Below are 17,938 nucleotides of genomic sequence, written 5' to 3'. Positions count from 1 at the left end.
CGCTCACAGGTTGTACTGCTTGCGTTTGCGATACAGCGTGGAGGCATCGATACCCAAGGTCTTGGCCGCCTGATCGAGCGTGTCAGCCGTGGCCAGTACTGCCCCGATGTGGGCCTTTTCCAACTCGTCGAGGCTCAGTGCGGCACCGATGCGCGGGGCATTGTTGACTGGCTGCTCGGCCATGCCCAGGTGACTGATTTCGACTTTTTCCTGCGGGCAGATGATGCTGGCGCGCTCGACCACGTTGCGCAGTTCGCGAATGTTGCCGGGCCATCGGTAGCCTAGCAGCGCTTCGCGAGCCTCGTCGCTGAAGCCCCGGGCCGGGCGTGCGTATTCCTTGACGAAACGGGCCAGGAAGCGGTCGGCCAGGGTCAGGATGTCTTCGGCGCGCTCACGCAACGGTGGCAGATGCAGGGTGATGACGTTCAGGCGATACAGCAGGTCTTCGCGAAAGCGCCCGTCGCGCACCATGTCCTCGAGGTTGAGGTTGGTGGCGGCGAGAATCCGCACGTCGGCGCGGCGAGTGACCGGGTCCCCTACCCGCTCATATTCCTTGTCCTGGATGAAGCGCAATAACTTGGGCTGCAACGTCAGGGGAAAATCGCCGATCTCGTCGAGAAACAGCGTACCGCCGTCGGCCTGGTTGACCCGTCCCAGGGTACTTTCGCTGGCGCCGGTGAAGGCCCCACGGCTGTGGCCGAACAATTCGCTTTCCATCAATTCGGCGGTCAGCGACGGGCAATTGATGGTGACGCAGGACTTCTTCGCGCGTTTGCTCCAGCCATGGATCGCCCGGGCCAACTCACCTTTACCGGTACCGGATTCGCCGAGGATCAGGATATTGGCGTCGGTGCTGGCGACCTGGCGGGCGGTCTCCAGGACGACCTTCATCGCCGGGCTATGGGAATCGAGACCGTCCTTGGGTTTGCGTACTTCCCCTTCCAGGGCTTCGAGCCTTGCCGACAGCTGGCGCACTTCCAATTGCTTGGCGGTGGCCAGTCGCAGTTGATCCGGGCTGCAAGGCTTGACCAGGTAGTCGGCGGCCCCGGCCTGGATCGCATCGACTGCGGTGTCGACGGCCGAGTGGGCGGTGACGATGACGACCCGCATCCAGGGCGCCTGGATGCGCATTTGTGCCAGGACATCCAGGCCGTTGTCCTCCCCCAGGCGCAGGTCGAGAAAACACAGGTCAAACACCTGGCGTTGCAGCAGTGTGTCGGCCTGGGCGGCGCTGTTAGCGGTGGCGACGGTATACCCTTCGTCTTCCAGGCAGTAACGGAACGTACGCAGGATGGCGGACTCATCGTCTACCAGCAGAATGCGGCCTTGGTGCTCAGTGGCAGATTCCATTTTTCCTACGCTCCTTTAATGAATGATGTGGGTTAGTGTCAGAAAAATCGGGCAAGTTGCATGGTCGATTCTGAGGGGATATTACCCATCGAAGCTGCCTCTGTGGACGTGTGACTCCTAAAAGACTGATTTGAGTTCCTTTTTTTCTTGTTCGTAAGGGTCGGACGGTTCGCATCGCTGATTCCGACGGCTGCGTCTGACAGGAAATTCCAAAACAACCTTACGCCTTTTCCTTCCCATTCGTGCAATACGCACGACGTGCGCGTGGGCCATCGTGCAGGATGCGTTCCCCATGTCTCTCAATCATTTATTAACTAATTGATTTTAAAGGGATTTAACTCTTAAAAAATCCTGGCACGCCGACTGCAATGCTTTGGTCAACGTGGCGTGAGAGCGCCTCAACCAGATCACCACACCCGGGTGGGGAGGAATTTCAGGATGAATCGTCAATGTGCCGTGCAGTTTCGACTCTCTTCCTTGAACGTCCAGCAGGGCTTATGGGCTGCACTGGCCTTACTGGTCACGCTCGTGATTGGCCAGCAATGGTTGCTCTGGCATGAACGTCAACAGCCAGAAGCGCCACAGGTGTCCATTTACCGTGCCCCACAAACCCATTTCACCGCCGTCAGCGTCGCAGAAGCCTCCGCTTCCATGCGCATGATGGATGTCGATCAGGCTCAGCCAGTGACCGATATGCCGCGTGAAGAGCGTTGGGTGTTTTAACTCGATGTACCGGTCGTCCACTGTGCCGGAACCATCACCGCGAGACCCTCACTAAATAGAAAAGCGTAAGGAGAATCACCATGTTGAGCTGGGCAATTACTTTCCTGATCATTGCCATCATCGCCGCCGTACTGGGCTTCGGTGGTATCGCAGGCACCGCCACGGGTATCGCCAAGATTCTCTTTGTCGTGTTCCTGGTGATGTTCATCGCTTCCTTCTTCTTTGGCCGTCGTGGCCGAGGCTGACCATGAGCGTTTCATTCAAAGGACTGGCCGCCGCCCTGTTGCTGGGCGGCAGTGCCGTGGCAATGGCTGCCAATGACGGACAAATGCGCGCCAACCAGTTGCTGGAGGCGGACCCGCAATACCGCGAGACTTGGCAGCATGTCGTCAAAAAAGAAGAACGCCTGCCCGAATGGGTGATGAACCTGTCAGGCGATTCGGAACAGATGAATGCTGTCGAGGAGGACGGCGACAAGTACCTGGTGGGGCCGCTGTGCGAAACCCAGGCCACGTGTCGCAGCAAGCGGCTGATCGTCGCCTTCAGTTTCGACAAGGACGAGGCCTACGCCATGTTGGTGGAAGTCCCCGCCGGACTGCCGGCTGACAAGTCGCCGACCCGTCATGCCGACTACCGTTTTCTCGGTGATCCCGATGAAGGTATGCAAAAACTGTTAATGGAACAACTCAAGAAAGACCCGAACTGGTACTGATTTTGAAAATGGGAAAAGCAGCCTTGCTTTTCCCTGTTGCACAGCCCGAGGAGGGCCCGTGCATGACCAAGGGGCTGGGACGTTCTGGCGGATGGGCGTCGGAGTGACCTACGGGCACAAGGGGTGCCTGCGAAAGGGCCGGGTCAGGTAAAAGCTGCGACGCAAGTTCGCAAAGCCCTCACGGCTTGGCGAACTTGCGTAGAGCTTCGTCTCACACCATGCATGCCCAGAGCGGTTGCTCGATGCTGGCGTCGCAAGCAGGCCGCGATGCGGCATTTTGTCTCCTTCGGCCAATTTATTGCCCTTTCCCTGACCGTATATCGGAGAATACCGAGACGATTTCACTCCTGGGTCGCGTCTCGATCCGTTGCCGTTTCATCGACTCCTCACGCCTGGAAGAAAAAGCCCGGCTACGCTGAAATGGCCGGTTCACGGCACTTATGCCAGCAAGAATGTCGCATTCGAACCGCTCGTAATGCGGGTTTCGTTTGGAAATTCTCATGCCGATTCGGCATAGGGTAGGCGTTTACGGCATTAGACGAGCCCCCCTGGCATCGCAATAGTTGCGCCTTTTTTCGCCTGCCAGTAAGCCGCTCATGCGCTCGGGGTGACCTTATACGGGGGCGGTGGCGCAAATGTCTTTTCGTCAGCGACGAGCCGTTCGCGCCACTGCCCGAGTCCAACTGAAGTAAGGGTAACGATATGAAGAAGGCACGACTAAGCCTCGCCTGGCAGATCCTCATCGGTCTGGTGCTCGGGATTGCATTGGGCGCGCTGCTCAACCATTTCAGTGCCGAAAAGGCCTGGTGGATCAGCAATGTGCTGCAACCGGCGGGCGACATCTTTATCCGTCTGATCAAGATGATCGTGATCCCGATCGTGATTTCCTCGCTGATCGTCGGTATTGCCGGGGTCGGTGACGCGAAGAAACTCGGGCGTATCGGCCTCAAGACCATTCTCTATTTTGAAATCGTCACCACCATCGCCATCGTCGTCGGCCTGCTGCTGGCCAATTTCTTCCAGCCGGGCAGCGGCATCGACATGAGCACCCTGGGCACGGTGGATATTTCCAAGTACCAGGCCACCGCCGCTGAAGTCCAGCATGAGCATGCGTTCATCGAGACCATTCTCAACCTGATCCCGTCGAACATCTTCGCAGCGGTCGCCCGTGGCGAGATGCTGCCGATCATCTTCTTCTCCGTACTATTCGGCCTGGGCCTGTCCAGCCTGCAATCGGACCTGCGCGAACCGCTGGTGAAGATGTTCCAGGGCGTGTCGGAAAGCATGTTCAAGGTCACCCACATGATCATGCAATATGCGCCAATCGGTGTGTTCGCCCTGATCGCGGTGACAGTCGCCAACTTCGGCTTCGCATCCCTGCTGCCGCTGGCGAAACTGGTTATCCTGGTTTACGTCGCCATCGCCTTCTTCGCCTTCGTGGTGCTGGGCCTGATCGCCCGTCTGTTCGGCTTCTCGGTGCTCAAGCTGATGCGCATCTTCAAGGATGAGCTGGTGCTGGCCTACTCCACCGCCAGCTCCGAAACCGTACTGCCGCGGGTGATCGAGAAGATGGAAGCCTACGGCGCTCCGAAAGCCATCTGCAGCTTCGTGGTGCCCACCGGTTATTCGTTCAACCTCGACGGCTCGACCCTGTACCAGAGCATCGCGGCGATTTTCATCGCCCAGTTGTACGGTATCGACCTGTCCATCAGCCAACAATTGCTGCTGGTGCTGACCCTGATGGTCACCTCCAAAGGCATCGCCGGCGTACCGGGCGTGTCGTTCGTGGTGTTGCTGGCCACCCTGGGCAGCGTGGGCATTCCCCTGGAAGGCCTGGCCTTCATCGCCGGTGTCGACCGCATCATGGACATGGCCCGTACCGCGCTGAACGTCATCGGCAACGCCCTGGCCGTGCTGGTCATCGCCCGTTGGGAAGGCATGTACGACGATGCCAAGGGCCAGCGCTACTGGAACTCCTTGCCGCACTGGCGCAGCAAGGAGCCGCTGCCGGCGGGAGAACCTTCCAGCCATTGAGATCCATTGTGGGAGTTTGGGCCAGCAGCCAAGTGCCTGAACAACCCCGGCCATTGTGGGAGCCGAGCTTGCTCGCGATTGCGGAGTGTCAGCCAACATCCATGCTGACTGATCCGACGCAATCGCGAGCAAGCTCGCTCCCACAGGAATTTTTGTCAGGCGCAGAGATTCTGAACAACCCTGGCTCCCACAGGATTTTCTGCCATAGGACTTTTGGTAGTCCCTGCGCAGCGCCAAGCGAACCCCGGAGAAATCCGGGGTTTGTCGTTTCTGCCAGCCCCGCTATCATTCGCCGCATCTTCCGGGGGATTTGACCGATGCTCAATGGCCTGTGGCTTGGCTTCTTTATCGTGGCAGCCGTGTCGGCGCTGGCGCAGTGGCTGATCGGTGGCAACGCCGGGATCTTCGCGGCCATGGTGGAAAGCATTTTCGCCATGGCCAAGCTGTCGGTGGAGGTCATGGTCCTGCTGTTCGGCACCCTGACCCTCTGGCTGGGCTTCCTGCGCATCGCCGAAAAGGCCGGCATCGTCGACTGGCTGGCCAAGGCCCTCGGCCCACTGTTTTTGCGCTTGATGCCGGAAGTGCCGGCCGGCCATCCGGCCATCGGCCTGATCACCCTCAACTTCGCCGCCAACGGCCTGGGGCTGGACAACGCGGCCACCCCCATCGGCCTCAAGGCCATGCGTGCCCTGCAAGACCTCAACCCCAGCCCGACCATCGCCAGCAATGCGCAGATTCTGTTCCTGGTGCTCAACGCCTCGTCGCTGACGCTGCTGCCGGTGACCATCTTCATGTACCGCGCCCAGCAAGGCGCGCCGGACCCGACCCTGGTGTTCCTGCCAATCCTGATCGCCACCAGCGGCTCGACCCTGATGGGGTTGTTGTCCGTGGCATTCATGCAGCGCCTGCGCCTCTGGGACCCGGTGGTGCTGGCCTACCTGATCCCGGGGGCGCTGGCGCTGGGCGGCTTCATGGCGCTGCTGGCGACGCTCTCGGCCACGGCCCTGGCGGGGTTGTCATCGATCCTCGGCAACCTGACCCTGTTTGGCCTGATCATCCTGTTCCTGGTGGTGGGCGCGCTGCGCAAGGTCAAGGTGTACGAGGCCTTCGTCGAGGGCGCGAAAGAAGGGTTCGACGTTGCCAAGAACCTGCTGCCGTATCTGGTGGCGATGCTCTGCGCCGTCGGCGTGCTGCGGGCGTCGGGGGCGCTGGATTTCGGCCTGGACGGCATCCGGCACCTGGTGCAATGGGCCGGCTGGGATACGCGGTTCGTCGATGCCTTGCCGACCGCCATGGTCAAGCCGTTCTCCGGCAGCGCCGCCCGGGCAATGCTGATCGAGACCATGAAGACCTCCGGCGTGGACAGCTTCCCGGCCCTGGTGGCGGCGACTATCCAGGGCAGCACCGAGACCACGTTCTACGTGCTGGCGGTGTACTTCGGCGCCGTGGGCATCCAGCGGGCGCGCCACGCCGTGGGTTGCGCGCTGTTGGCCGAACTGGCGGGCGTCCTGTCGGCGATCGGGGTCTGCTACTGGTTCTTTGGCTGAGGCCTTCAGGGGGCCGGCGTTGCGAAACGCTGGCCCTGCTCCAACGTCCAGTTCACCACCTCTACGGTCAGCCGGTCGCTGGCCCGGCCAAACCCGTCCACCACCGCTGGCACCTTCACGTCGTTCAATGGCTGGCGCACTTCGAAACGGCGGCTGGCCAGGATGCGCTGGTCGAACCCTCGCACCAGCAACGCGTCCAGGCGAACCACCACGCTGGCGGCGCTGCCCTGGTACTCGGTCTGGAACGCCTGCAATTGCCCGCCCAGCTCCAGGTCGGCTTGCAGGTTGCTGTCAGCGACACTCAACAGCCGGACCCGCCCGTCCTGGGCAAAGCCGTCGAGCAGGCGGTTGCGCACCAATACCGGGGCGGGGTCGCTCCAGCGCGAGGCGGCGTAGCTGCTGAACAGGTTGCCTTGGGGAATGACCGCGATTTTCGGGCTGTTGAGCACTTCGCTGGCCTGCGGGCTGGCCAGGCGCAACGACCAGCTCACCGGCGTGCCGGCGGAGGCCGCTGCCTGGGCGGCGGGCAAGCGATAGATGTCCGAAGGCTCGGCCTTGGGCAGGATCGAACAACCGGCCAACAGGATAAACCCCGCCAGCACCAGGCCCGGACAGACGAATCGATGGAACGGTTTCATGGCGTGAATTCCTTGTCCTTGTCATTACCCAGCAAATAGCCGCTGGGGTTGGCATCCAGGCGTCGGGATATACCGCGCAGGGCACTCAGGGTTTCCCGCAGCTCGCGCACGGCTGGTGCCAGGGCATTGAGGCCCTGCATGCCGTTGTTCAGCGAATCGCGGTTGTCGTTCAGCAGTTTGTCGAGGGTCGCCGTGCTGCGGGCCAGAGAATCCATGGCCTGGCCGGCACTGCCGAAGGCCTGTTTGCCCTGGTCGTTGAGCAGCCCATTGGCATTGCGCATCAACGCCGTGGTCTGCTCCAGTGTGGCGCTGGCCTGTTTGCCGACGGAGGCCAATTGCTGCATGGCCTGGCGAATATCGCCACGCTGATCGGCGATGACCCCGGTGGTTTGCTCCAGATGATCGAGGGTATTGCTCAGGCGCTGGACGTTGTCCGAGGAAAACACCTCATTGGCGTTGTGCAGCAGCAGGTTGATGCTGGTCATCAAGTCATCGCTGTTGTTCAACAGGCGGGCGATCGGCGAGGGCGCGGCGATGATCACCGGCGGTTCGCCGTCGTGCCCGGTCAATGGCGGGCTCTGGGGCGTGCCGCCGCTGAGCTGGATGATTGAGGTGCCGGTGATGCCGGTCAGCGCCAGCTTGGCCTGGGTGTCTTGCTTGATCGGGGTCTCACCGCTCAAGCGCACCCGCGCCAGCACCCGGCGCGGGTCGTTCGGGTCCAGGCGCAGGTTCACCACGTCGCCGACCTTGATGCCGCTGTACTCCACCGAGCTGCCCCTGGACAAGCCGCTGACGGCCTCGTTGAACACCACTTCGTAATCCTTGAACTCGCTGTCCACGCTGGACTTGGCCAGCCAGAGGCCGAACAGCAGGGCGCTGACCACCACAATGACGGTGAACAGGCCGATCAGCACATGATGGGCTCGGGTTTCCATGTCAAACCTCGTTGGACTGTGTAGCGGCGGATAAAGCCGCGCGGCCGCGAGGGCCATGAAAGTATTCATGAATCCAGGCGTCGTCGGTTTCCGACACCTTGTCGATGACATCGGCCACCAGCACTTTTTTCTGCGCCAGCACCGCCACCCGGTCGGTGATGGTGTAGAGGGTGTCCAGGTCATGGGTGACCAGGAATACGCTCAGGCCCAGGGCGTCGCGCAGCGTCAGGATCAACTGGTCGAACGCCGCCGCGCCAATGGGATCGAGGCCGGCGGTGGGTTCGTCGAGAAACAGGATGTCCGGGTCCAGGGCCAGCGCACGGGCGAGGGCGGCGCGCTTGATCATGCCGCCGGACAGCGAGGCGGGGTACTTGTCCGCGGCCGAGAGCGGCAGCCCGGCCAGGGCGAGTTTCACCGCCGCCAGGTGTTCGGCATCGGCCCGACTGAGGCCGGCGTGCTCGATCAGGGGCAGGGCGACGTTTTCTGTCACGGTCAGGGACGAAAACAGCGCGCCTTTCTGGAACAGCACGCCAAAGCGCCGTTCCACCCGCGAACGCTGCTCCTGGGACAGGCTCGGCAAGTCCTGGCCGAACACCCGCACCGAACCCTCGCTGGGCTGGTTCAAGCCGACGATGCTGCGCAGCAGCACCGACTTGCCACTGCCGGAGCCACCCACCACGGCGAGGATCTCGCCCTTGTAGACGTCCAGGTCGAGGTTTTCATGCACGCTCTGGCGGCCAAAGCGATTGCACAGGCCACGCACCTGGATCACTGCCTCGGCGGGCGGTCGGGAAGCCGGACTCACCATTGCATCTCCATGAAAAACAGCGCGGCCACGGCATCCAGCACAATCACCACGAAAATCGACTGCACCACGCTGGAGGTGGTGTGGGCCCCGACCGATTCGGCGCTGCCGCTGACCTTGAAGCCTTCCAGGCAGCCCACGGCAGCGATCAGGAAGGCGAAGATCGGCGCCTTGACCATCCCCACCACGAAGTGCTGCACACCGATGTCCGATTGCAGCAGTGACAGGAACATGGCCGGGGAGATGCCCAGCGACAGCGCACACACGACACCGCCGCCAATGATGCCCGAGAGCATGGCCACGAACGTCAGTATGGGCAGCGCCACCAGCAGGGCCAGCACCCGCGGCAACACCAGCAGCTCGACGGGGTCGAGGCCAAGGGTGCGGATCGCGTCGATTTCTTCGTTGGCCTTCATCGAGCCGATCTGCGCGGTGAACGCGCTGGCGGTGCGGCCCGCCATGAGAATCGCCGTCAGCAACACGCCGAATTCCCGCAGGAACGAGAACGCCACCAGGTCCACGGTAAAGATACTGGCGCCGAAATCCGCCAGCACCGTCGCCCCGAGAAAGGCCACCACTGCGCCCACCAGGAACGTCAGCAAGGCCACGATGGGTGCCGCGTCCAGGCCGGTCTGCTCGATGTGCACGACCATTGGCGTAATGCGCCAGCGCCGCGGGTGAAACAGCCCGCGGGCCAGGGTTTCCAGGATCAGGCCGACAAAACCGAGCAATTGCAGGGTGTCCTGCCAGACCTTCTCCACGGCGCGACCGATGCGCGTCAGCAACTGGGTCACGACGCTGACTTTCGGTTCTTTGTCCGGTACGCAGAAATCCGTCAGCGAGCAGTACACCGTCTGCAACAACGCGCGCTCGGCTGCCGGCAAACTGCAGTCCGGGTGTTCGGTGGTCTTGCCCAGCCGTTCGGAGCCCAGCAGTTCCACCAGTAACGAGGCCCCGGCGGTGTCGAGGGCACCGAGGCCGTTGAGGTCGATCCGGGTGTTTTCGTCGTACTGGCCGCGCAGCGATTCACCCAGGCGCTTGAGCTGGGGGTAATGGGCCAGCGTCCAGTCGCCGCTGATCCACAGCTGCGCCGGCGAGCCGGACGTGTCGAGTCGGGCACTGCCCATGTGGGGGCTGGGGGTCATAAGCTCCATGCTCGTTCGGCTTGAACAGCGCTACCTGATAGCACAATCGTCATCATTTTGCTTCGGGTGCAGCGGCGCTCACGTTGAAACGCAGCACACCGATCATCTGGCCATTTTCCGTCAGCACCCGCACCTGCCATTTGCCGGTCGGGTCGTCCGGGAAATTCTGTTTGTGTGTCCAGGCGCGATAGCCTTCCTTGCGCCCGCCATGGATGTCCAGGGCGATGCGATCCACTTCCTTACCGTTGAACTGCCAGACGTGATAGATCCGCTCGTCGAGCCCACGTGGCGCATTGATCGCGGTGTAGGCGTACAGGCCGTTGCCGCGGATCTGGGCGGCGCTGACTTCCTTGAGGCTGGCACCGGGGGTGCGGTCTTCCAGTTGGGTGCTGATCGCCACCTCGGTCATCCACAATGTCGCTGGCGGCACCCAGGAGCGCAGCACCCAGCCGGCGGCGCCAATCCCGACGGTGATACACAGGATGGCCAGGGCGTTGCGTACGGTGCGGATCGGGAAGATCGAGGCCAGGCTGGGAAACGACAGCAGCATGGCAATGCCCAGGGCCAGCTTGAAGCTCTGGTCGGTGGTCAGGTGCAGGATGACCGGCAACGCGGTGAGCAGGGCGGCGAACAGCGTCAGCGTGTGCAACGCCAGGAACGCCCAGCGCCGCGGTGCAAGCCATTTGTAGTACAGCGGATCGGTGATCGAAATCAGCGCCGCGATGCTCAGCAGGCCGGTGAAAATCAGTTGGCTGCTGTTCCAGGTGGTGGTGATGAAGAAAAACGGCAGGACGAAAAACAGGCTTTCCTGGTGGATCATCTGCGTGGCGTAGCGCAACAGCGGCTGGGGGATCTCCCGTTTGAAAATCCGCGTGAACAGCCGGGTCATGCTGTTCTCGACCATCAGCCAGAGCCAGCTCACCAGCATCATGATGGCGATCCAGGTCGCCAGGCCCTGCTGGCGGTCCACCAGCATGAAACTGCCGACCCCGGAGATGAAACCACCGAGCGCAATGACCCCTGGATAGCGCTTCATCAATTCAAGGATGCGCTGGATATACACCGTCAGGTTTTGCATTCGGTAGTTTCACAGTAAGTCGTGGGAAATATCCCTGACAGAGTATCGCCAGGACATCGATGTGACGAGCACTCTTGTGGTGAGGGAATTTAGCGAAACGCCGCACTACCCTGTAGGAGCTGCCGAAGGCTGCGATCTTCTGATCTTTCGCTTGCACCTCAAATGCCAGCGGAAAGATCGCAGCCTCGTTGCACTCGTCAGCTCTTACGTTGTCGGCGTACCTGCCACACCACCAATCCGAGCAGCAACAACCCCAGCAAGCCGCCCAGCCCCCAGACGAGCTCATCGTCACTGAGCAACGGCTTCTCGATGCGCAGGTAACCCGGATCCTTGAGCAGTTCGCGCAGGGCCACGTTGGCCTGTTCCAGGCTCACCTCCTGCAGGCGCACGGCCGGGTTGGCGAAGCGACCGTCTTCGTAGTCGCCCAAGGCGCCCCAGTAGTAGTCGGCCAGCGCGCTGTTACCTTGAACCGCCCAGGACTGATGGGCGATGGCCGCGCGTTTGATGCGCACGAAACTGGCGGGGTCGAGGCCATCCTTGAGCAAGGTCTGGCGCAGTTCTTCCAGCGCCTGTTCGGCTTCGGGCAGGTCTTCGCGGGACAGGTCGGCATTCAGGCTGAAGAAGCCGACGCCGCCGAACACTTCGCGCTCGGTCCACGGCCCGTAGGACAGGCCGCGGGCCAGGCGCAGTTGGCGATAAAGTGCCCAATCCAGGTAGTCCTTGAGCAGGTCGAAGGTTTCGTCATGCTGCTCGTCCAGCACCGGTTCCGGGAACAGCCAGTGGAGCTTGGCACTGTCGCCGGCCAGGCCACGGATCAGGTTGCGCTTGGTGACCGCCTTGTAGCGGATCTGCGGCAGCGCCTCGTGGGCACTGGGCTCCACCGGCTCGAGTTCGCCAAAGGCGCGTTCCAGGTAGGCGGGCAGCAGTCGGTCGAGATCCCCGACCACGATCAGCGTCATGTTGTTCGGCGCATACCAGGCCTTGCGCACTTGTTCGAGGCGGGCGAGGGTATGGCGCTGGACCTCGGCCCGTTCCGCGCAGCGCAGGCCCAACTCGACCGCCAGTTGGTTGCTGGCCTTGTGGCCCAGGTCCTGGTGATCGAGCCAGCGTTGCAGGTGGGTGTAGTGACCACCGTCCTCGCGCTCCACCACCCGCTTGGCCGCCTCCAGGGCTTTTTCGTCGATACGGGTGCGGGTCAACAGCGTCAGCAGCAGGTCCAGCACCTTGCGTTGATTGCGCGCCGGCGCCTCGATGACGAACGTGGTGTCGGCGTTGCTGGTGAAGGCATTCCATTCGCCACCCAAGGCCTGCATGCGCTCTTCCAGACCGCCTTCGCCACTGTCGTCGACGCCGCTGAACAGCAGGTGTTCGAGCAGGTGCGGCAGTTCCTTGTCGGCGCAACTGAAGTCGTCCAGGCCCACGCCGACCACCAGCCGGATCGCCACATGCCCGCGTTCGGTGCCGGGCTTGAGCATCAGCTGCATGCCGTTGGGCAGCGTATAGCCTTCGACCTGGAACCGGTCCAGGGCAACCACGGGCAGCGAGCCGAGCAAAAGAAAGGCGAGCAACAGACAACGCATAGGGGCTTCCTGGCGGCTGGGTGAAGGTCCATGGTGCCGGGCAGGCGTCATCGGCGGATCGCGCCCGGAGTTGGCTCGCTCCCCCTATCGAATCTACGCAGTATTCATGACAACGGGAGCAGGCGGGCCGCTGAACGGTTTCAGGCCCGAGCCATTGTTACTGACTGACCAATGCGCCAGTTGTTCAAGGCGAATGGGTAATGTCGGAAATTTCATCCGCCGCCAGCGCACCGATCTCGGCCGTCTCCAGCACCACATAGGCGCTGCCGCAAAACAGCGAATTGAGGCGCCTCATGTCGGCAATCAGCTCCAGGTGCAGGGAACTGGTCTCCAGGCTTTGGACGACTTTGCGTTGCAGGCGGCTGACATGGGCATGGGCCATGCGCCGTTCCTGCGCCCGAAAACGACGTTTCTCACGCAGCAACTGGCGGGCGCTTTCCCGGTCGGCGCTGAGGAATACCGACAACCCCAGCCGCAGGTTGGCGATCAGGTGGCTGTGCAGCCCCGCCAACTCTTCCAGGCCCACATCGGAAAAGGAACGGCGCTGCGAGGTCTTCTGCTGCTGGACCTTGCGCAACATGCGCTCGATCAGGTCGCTGGCCAGCTTGAGGTTGATCGCCAGTTCGATGATCTCGGCCCAGCGGCGGCTGTCCTGTTCGCTGAGGTCTTCACGGGGCATTTGCGCCATGTACAACTTGATTGCACTGCACAGCGCCTCGACGTCATCGCTCATGCGTCGCACGTCCTGGGTCACCGCGGTCTGCTGGCCGCGCAGCACGTCCAGCATGGCTTCGAGCATGTTTTCGATCAGGTCGCCAATGCGCAGGGTTTCACGGGCCGCGTTGGCTAGCGCCAGGCTCGGGGTGGCGAGGGCCGTGGGGTCCAGGTGGCGGGGCTTGGCCGTGCCGTTGGTCTCGGGCCGTTCCGGCAGCAGCCAGCTACAGAGCCTGGCCATCGGGTCGACGCTGGGCAGCAGCACCAGGCATCGCACGGTGTTGTAGAGCAGATGAAAACCGATCACCGTTTCCTGGGGGCTGAAATCCAGGCTGTCGAGCCAGCCCACCAGCGGATCGAGCACCGGAATGATCAACAACAGCCCGATCAGCTTGTACATCAGGCTGCCCAGCGCCACCTGGCGTCCGGCGGTGTTCTGCATGCTGGTGCTGAGGAACGCCAATACGCCGCTGCCGATGTTGGCGCCGATCACCAGGCCGATGGCCACCGGCAGACTGATCACCGCGGCACCGGCCAGCGTCGCGGTCAGCAGCACGGCGGCCAGGCTGGAATAGGAAATCATCGCGAACAGCGCGCCGACCAGCGCATCGAGCAGGATGTCGCCGGTCAGCGAGGCGAAGATCACTTTCACGCCTTGGGCATGGGTGATGGGCGCGGCGGCTTCGACGATCAATTGCAGGGCCAGGATGATCAGGCCCAGGCCGATACTGACCCGGCCCATTTGCCCGACGCGGGTCTGTTTGCGCGAGAGGAAAAAAATCACCCCGAGGAAAATCAGCAGCGGCGACAGCCACGACAGGTCGAGGGTCAGCACCCGTGCCATCAGTGCGGTGCCGACATCGGCGCCCAGCATGGTCGCCAGGGCCGGCGTCAGCGCCATCAGGCCCTGGCCAACGAACGAGGTGACGAGCATGGCCGTGGCGTTGCTGCTCTGGACCATGGCCGTGACCATGATCCCTGCGATAAACGCCAGCCAGCGCCGGGACATGTTCTGGCCAATGACATGGCGCAGGTTCGAGCCGTAGACCCGCAAGATGCCGGTACGCACGATATGCGTGCCCCAGATCAGCAGGGCCACGGCGGAGAGCAAATTCAGCAGGGTCAGCATGAGAGGCCCCCTGTTAGCGTTCCAAAGGAACAAATTGACGATGCCACATGCTTCTTTCTTGTACTTAAGCTGTAGTTGGCGAATGGTTCGGGCGCCAGCATTGCACAGCTAAAGAATCGTTTGAAACAAAACTGTCATAAAAAACACCCCGCAGCCCCTGTGGGAGGGAGCTTGCTCGCGATGGGGCCCTGACATTCAACATCTTCTTTGGCTGACAGACCGCTATCGCGAGCAAGCTCGCTCCCACAGGGTTGTGCGCACCGGCCTTTCTTGGGGCATGAAAAAGGGGCTCCAAAGAGCCCCTTCATTCATTGCCCCTGTGCCGTTACTGACCCGGTACGTCCTTGCGCAGTTTCACCGGATCCTGCTGCTTGCGCTTGCGTGCGATCGCGGTGCGCATCTTGATGTTGACCGCTTCCACCGCCAGGGAGAACGCCATGGCGAAGTAGACGTAGCCTTTTGGCACGTGCACGTCGAACGACTCGGCGATCAGCACGGTACCGACCACCAGCAGGAACGACAGCGCCAGCATCTTCAGCGACGGGTGCTTGTCGATGAACGAGCTGATGGTGCCCGAAGCCAGCATCATCACCAGTACGGCAACGACGATGGCGGCAACCATCACCGGTACATGGGAGACCATGCCAACCGCGGTAATGACCGAGTCCAGGGAGAACACGATGTCGATGATCGCGATCTGGATGATGGTGTAGATGAAGTTGCCGCCCTTGCCCGAAGGTTCGTCGTTGCTTTCATCTTCGCCTTCCAGCGCGTGGTACATCTCCTGGGAGCTTTTCCACAGCAGGAACAGGCCACCGAAGAACAGGATCAGGTCGCGACCTGAGATGCCCTGGCCGAACACTTCGAACAAATCCGCCGTCAGGCGCATGACCCAGGTGATGGACAGCAGCAACAGGATCCGCGTGACCATGGCCAGCGCCAGGCCGAAGATCCGGGTGCGCGCCTGCATGTGCTTGGGCATGCGGCTGACCAGGATCGAGATCATGATGATGTTGTCGATGCCCAGGACGATTTCCAGGGCGGTCAAGGTAAAGAAGGCAACCCAGATTTCCGGGTTGGTCAGCCATTCCATGTGAGTTCCTTTGAGCGAGTGTTAGGCCGAGCCGCGCCTTCTTGTCAGACAGGCACGGCACAGCGAGCGTTGCTTTTATAGAGTGCTGAACAGCGGAAAAATCCCCATCAGCAAGGCGGCAAACATTATGCATAGGCAAACCAGTACTGCCCACTTCAAGGTAAAGCGCTGGTGATCGCCGAACTCGATCCCGGCCAAGGCTACCAGCAGGTAGGTCGACGGAACCAGCGGGCTCAACAGGTGGACGGGCTGGCCGACGATGGAGGCACGGGCCATTTCGACGGCGGTGATGCCGTAATGGCTGGCGGCCTCGGCGAGAACCGGTAACACCCCGTAATAAAATGCGTCGTTAGACATGAAGAAAGTGAAGGGCATGCTCACCAGCGCAGTGATGACCGCCAGGTAAGGGCCGAGGAAATCCGGGATCACCGCCAGCAGGCTCTTGGACATGGCGTCGACCATGCCGGTACCGGACAGGATGCCGGTGAAGATCCCCGCGGCGAAAATCAGCCCGACCACCGCCAACACACTGCCGGCGTGCGCCGCGACGCGGTCTTTCTGCTGTTGCAGGCACGGGTAGTTGACGATCATCGCGATACTGAAGGCCACCATGAACAGCACCGGCAGCGGCAACAGGCCGGCGATCAGGGTGCACATCAGGGCCAGGGTCAGCGCGCCGTTGAACCAGATCAGCTTCGGACGACGGGCATCCGGGAACTGGGACACGCTGATTTCGCTGTGGTCGATCTCGTCGCCGGCCAGGTGCAGTTCACCCAGGCGTGCGCGTTCGCGTTTGCCGTACATGTAGGCGATCGCCAGGATCGCCACGACACCGGCCAGCATCGCCGGAATCATCGGCACGAAGATGTCGGACGGGTCCACATGCAGCGCACTGGCCGCCCGGGCCGTCGGGCCGCCCCACGGGGTCATGTTCATCACGCCACCGGCGAGGATGATCAGGCCGGCCATGATGCGCGGGCTCATGCCGATGCGGCTGTAGAGCGGCAGCATCGCGGCCACGCAGATCATGTAAGTGGTCGCGCCGTCACCATCGAGGGAAACGACGAGCGCCAGAACGGCGGTACCGACCGAAACTTTCAACGGGTCGCCCTTGACCAGCTTGAGGATCTTGCGCACGGCCGGGTCGAACAGGCCGGAGTCGATCATCAGGGCAAAATACAGAATCGCGAACATCAGCATCACCCCGGTCGGGGCGAGCTTGGTGATGCCTTCGAGCATCATCGGGCCGATCTTCGGCGCGAAGCCACCGAACAGGGCGAACAGGATCGGGATGATGATCAGGGCGATCAGCGCGGACAGGCGCTTGGTCATGATCAGGAACATGAACGTGATGACCATGGCGAAGCCAAGGAAAGTCAGCATGGGGAATACTCCAGGCGTAGCGCGGCTATGAAAGACGAACCGGACAGGTCAGCGCGAAATGCAAAGCACGAGGGGGACGGATGGAGTGGGTGCGGCGGGACGGGTAGCAGCGGACATCAGAATCACCATTGTTGTTGTTAAAAGGGCCGAACGAGCCTTGAAAACTCGCTTTTGGCCGACCGGTCTTTTGCCGGAAGTGAGGTGATCCTAATCGCGCTAGCTTTCAGCAAGCTTTCGCAGGGTAAATGGGCGACGAGCCGTAGATGATGACCTGTCGAGCAGCACTCCTGTGGCGAGGAGATTTATCCCCGCTGGGGCGCGAAGCGGCCCCGAAACCCGTCATCCTGCACTATCTGGAGAGTGCATTCTGTTCCTTTGGGCCTGCTGCGCAGTCCAGCGGGGATAAATCCCCTCGTCACAGAACCATGTCTCTGGTCCATGCAAAGCAATCAGGTGCTTGCCTTGAACGCTGAAAGATTCAACGGCCGTACCGCGCCCATCCAGATCGCATGCTCGGTGTGGTCCGTCAGGTCATCGCCGGTCTCCGGGTGCAGGAAAATCACCAGACCCTTGCGATTCAGCGCCAGCCACGGCAGGACCACGCCGATGTACTGCGGATCGAACGCCAACTGACAGCTCCAGTCCGGGTGCGGGCCGACCGGGCGTTGATGGACACGGCCCATTTTCAGCGGGAACAGCCGCGCCGCTTCTTCGCACAGGGCCCGCGCCTGGTCGAGTGTGCTGGCGTCGAAATACACGTGGGCGTGGTATGTACGGGACAACCACATGGGTTACAAAAAAGTGCATTCACATAGGTGACACTTTTATTGAAACATAGCCGTTCTTTGCGTCCCTGGCATTGACGTGACCTAGGATCACCGGACCGAAGATCACATTCCATACCCCGTCCTTGATCATCTCCATTCCAATGTTCTGATGCCTGAGCAGATTCCCCACGTATATCCGCAGACCGGCTCGATTAATAATTCCGCTACCATCTGCCAGGTAACACTCAATGTGGCTCGCATACCCCATTTCCGGTAGCTTCTCCGGATAAGCTCGAGTGGAGGGT

16 protein-coding genes and 1 pseudogene are annotated in these 17,938 nt (G+C 61.7%); 5 read left to right on the top strand and 12 right to left on the bottom strand.

The genetic code is table 11. The features are described from left to right. Window positions 1-3: 3 nt before the first annotated feature. On the bottom strand, window positions 4-1,350 hold the full coding sequence (algB, locus tag BLQ55_RS21885; RefSeq protein WP_053126909.1) for a sigma-54-dependent response regulator transcription factor AlgB: 1,347 nt from the start codon (window positions 1,348-1,350) through the stop codon (window positions 4-6). 438 nt (window positions 1,351-1,788) lie between these two features. Between algB and BLQ55_RS21880 the strand changes: the two genes are divergently transcribed. The 5 genes from BLQ55_RS21880 to BLQ55_RS21860 all read left to right on the top strand — a co-directional run bounded on the left by BLQ55_RS21880 (window position 1,789) and on the right by BLQ55_RS21860 (window position 6,366). Beyond that, a complete protein-coding gene (locus BLQ55_RS21880; protein WP_092200085.1) occupies window positions 1,789-2,073 on the top strand; it encodes a hypothetical protein in 285 nt (94 codons plus the stop codon). Between the two features lie 80 nt (window positions 2,074-2,153). Next, window positions 2,154-2,318, top strand: coding sequence for a DUF1328 domain-containing protein (locus tag BLQ55_RS21875; protein WP_003177151.1), 165 nt, complete (start codon window positions 2,154-2,156; stop codon window positions 2,316-2,318). Between the two features lie 2 nt (window positions 2,319-2,320). After that, a complete protein-coding gene (locus BLQ55_RS21870) occupies window positions 2,321-2,785 on the top strand; it encodes an inhibitor of vertebrate lysozyme family protein (RefSeq protein WP_092200082.1) in 465 nt (154 codons plus the stop codon). 702 nt (window positions 2,786-3,487) lie between these two features. Next, window positions 3,488-4,819 (top strand): glutamate/aspartate:proton symporter GltP, encoded by a 1,332-nt coding sequence (gene gltP, locus BLQ55_RS21865; protein ID WP_060739872.1) that lies wholly within the window; start codon window positions 3,488-3,490, stop codon window positions 4,817-4,819. Window positions 4,820-5,136: 317 nt separating this feature from the next. Beyond that, complete coding sequence (locus BLQ55_RS21860) at window positions 5,137-6,366, top strand: nucleoside recognition domain-containing protein (RefSeq protein WP_092167832.1); 1,230 nt, start codon at window positions 5,137-5,139, stop codon at window positions 6,364-6,366. A 5-nt stretch (window positions 6,367-6,371) separates the two neighbouring features. Here the strand turns inward: BLQ55_RS21860 and BLQ55_RS21855 are convergent, their stop codons facing one another. The 11 genes and pseudogenes from BLQ55_RS21855 to BLQ55_RS32310 form a co-directional block, all read right to left on the bottom strand. Beyond that, window positions 6,372-7,004 carry an ABC-type transport auxiliary lipoprotein family protein gene (locus BLQ55_RS21855; protein WP_092256956.1) on the bottom strand — a complete coding sequence of 211 codons (633 nt, stop codon included), beginning with the start codon at window positions 7,002-7,004 and terminating at the stop codon, window positions 6,372-6,374. After that, complete coding sequence (locus BLQ55_RS21850) at window positions 7,001-7,939, bottom strand: MlaD family protein (RefSeq protein ID WP_092256953.1); 939 nt, start codon at window positions 7,937-7,939, stop codon at window positions 7,001-7,003. Before BLQ55_RS21850 ends, BLQ55_RS21855 begins: the two co-directional genes overlap by 4 nt. A 1-nt stretch (window position 7,940) precedes the next feature. Continuing rightward, window positions 7,941-8,747, bottom strand: a complete 807-nt coding sequence (locus BLQ55_RS21845) for an ABC transporter ATP-binding protein (RefSeq protein ID WP_092256950.1) — start codon at window positions 8,745-8,747, stop codon at window positions 7,941-7,943. After that, window positions 8,741-9,889, bottom strand: a complete 1,149-nt coding sequence (locus tag BLQ55_RS21840; protein ID WP_092256946.1) for an ABC transporter permease — start codon at window positions 9,887-9,889, stop codon at window positions 8,741-8,743. The genes BLQ55_RS21845 and BLQ55_RS21840 overlap by 7 nt, the downstream gene beginning before the upstream one ends. A 52-nt stretch (window positions 9,890-9,941) precedes the next feature. Continuing rightward, window positions 9,942-10,967 (bottom strand): DUF5924 family protein, encoded by a 1,026-nt coding sequence (locus BLQ55_RS21835; RefSeq protein WP_092256943.1) that lies wholly within the window; start codon window positions 10,965-10,967, stop codon window positions 9,942-9,944. A 197-nt stretch (window positions 10,968-11,164) separates the two neighbouring features. Beyond that, window positions 11,165-12,547: a M16 family metallopeptidase gene (locus BLQ55_RS21830; RefSeq protein ID WP_092256940.1), complete on the bottom strand. Its 1,383-nt coding sequence runs from the start codon at window positions 12,545-12,547 to the stop codon at window positions 11,165-11,167. 184 nt (window positions 12,548-12,731) lie between these two features. Then, window positions 12,732-14,390 carry a Na/Pi cotransporter family protein gene (locus tag BLQ55_RS21825; protein ID WP_092256937.1) on the bottom strand — a complete coding sequence of 553 codons (1,659 nt, stop codon included), beginning with the start codon at window positions 14,388-14,390 and terminating at the stop codon, window positions 12,732-12,734. 325 nt (window positions 14,391-14,715) lie between these two features. Beyond that, on the bottom strand, window positions 14,716-15,483 hold the full coding sequence (locus BLQ55_RS21815; protein ID WP_092200061.1) for a TerC family protein: 768 nt from the start codon (window positions 15,481-15,483) through the stop codon (window positions 14,716-14,718). A gap of 75 nt (window positions 15,484-15,558) precedes the next feature. Then, a complete protein-coding gene (locus BLQ55_RS21810; RefSeq protein WP_092200058.1) occupies window positions 15,559-16,866 on the bottom strand; it encodes a CitMHS family transporter in 1,308 nt (435 codons plus the stop codon). A 449-nt stretch (window positions 16,867-17,315) separates the two neighbouring features. Beyond that, the gene (locus BLQ55_RS21805) at window positions 17,316-17,654 is read right to left on the bottom strand and encodes a DOPA 4,5-dioxygenase family protein (RefSeq protein ID WP_092256933.1); all 339 of its coding nucleotides are present in this window, start codon (window positions 17,652-17,654) and stop codon (window positions 17,316-17,318) included. Between the two features lie 19 nt (window positions 17,655-17,673). Continuing rightward, window positions 17,674-17,938: pseudogene (locus tag BLQ55_RS32310) on the bottom strand (IS481 family transposase); the annotation flags it as partial.

The organism is Pseudomonas sp. NFACC13-1 (assembly GCF_900104425.1).
Classification (GTDB): Bacteria; Pseudomonadota; Gammaproteobacteria; order Pseudomonadales; family Pseudomonadaceae; genus Aquipseudomonas; species Aquipseudomonas fluorescens_AA.
The sequence above is the reverse complement of the archived record's forward strand: the minus strand, read 5'-3'. Positions and strand labels throughout refer to the sequence as shown.

Coding starts and splice junctions, on each gene's coding strand:
- algB (WP_053126909.1), bottom strand. CDS start 1,350: ATGGAATCTGCCACTGAGCACCAAGGCCGCATTCTGCTGGTAGACGAT.
- BLQ55_RS21840 (WP_092256946.1), bottom strand. CDS start 9,889: ATGACCCCCAGCCCCCACATGGGCAGTGCCCGACTCGACACGTCCGGC.
- BLQ55_RS21815 (WP_092200061.1), bottom strand. CDS start 15,483: ATGGAATGGCTGACCAACCCGGAAATCTGGGTTGCCTTCTTTACCTTG.
- gltP (WP_060739872.1), top strand. CDS start 3,488: ATGAAGAAGGCACGACTAAGCCTCGCCTGGCAGATCCTCATCGGTCTG.
- BLQ55_RS21855 (WP_092256956.1), bottom strand. CDS start 7,004: ATGAAACCGTTCCATCGATTCGTCTGTCCGGGCCTGGTGCTGGCGGGG.
- BLQ55_RS21845 (WP_092256950.1), bottom strand. CDS start 8,747: ATGGTGAGTCCGGCTTCCCGACCGCCCGCCGAGGCAGTGATCCAGGTG.
- BLQ55_RS21835 (WP_092256943.1), bottom strand. CDS start 10,967: ATGCAAAACCTGACGGTGTATATCCAGCGCATCCTTGAATTGATGAAG.
- BLQ55_RS21870 (WP_092200082.1), top strand. CDS start 2,321: ATGAGCGTTTCATTCAAAGGACTGGCCGCCGCCCTGTTGCTGGGCGGC.
- BLQ55_RS21850 (WP_092256953.1), bottom strand. CDS start 7,939: ATGGAAACCCGAGCCCATCATGTGCTGATCGGCCTGTTCACCGTCATT.
- BLQ55_RS21875 (WP_003177151.1), top strand. CDS start 2,154: ATGTTGAGCTGGGCAATTACTTTCCTGATCATTGCCATCATCGCCGCC.
- BLQ55_RS21830 (WP_092256940.1), bottom strand. CDS start 12,547: ATGCGTTGTCTGTTGCTCGCCTTTCTTTTGCTCGGCTCGCTGCCCGTG.
- BLQ55_RS21810 (WP_092200058.1), bottom strand. CDS start 16,866: ATGCTGACTTTCCTTGGCTTCGCCATGGTCATCACGTTCATGTTCCTG.
- BLQ55_RS21825 (WP_092256937.1), bottom strand. CDS start 14,390: ATGCTGACCCTGCTGAATTTGCTCTCCGCCGTGGCCCTGCTGATCTGG.
- BLQ55_RS21805 (WP_092256933.1), bottom strand. CDS start 17,654: ATGTGGTTGTCCCGTACATACCACGCCCACGTGTATTTCGACGCCAGC.
- BLQ55_RS21860 (WP_092167832.1), top strand. CDS start 5,137: ATGCTCAATGGCCTGTGGCTTGGCTTCTTTATCGTGGCAGCCGTGTCG.
- BLQ55_RS21880 (WP_092200085.1), top strand. CDS start 1,789: ATGAATCGTCAATGTGCCGTGCAGTTTCGACTCTCTTCCTTGAACGTC.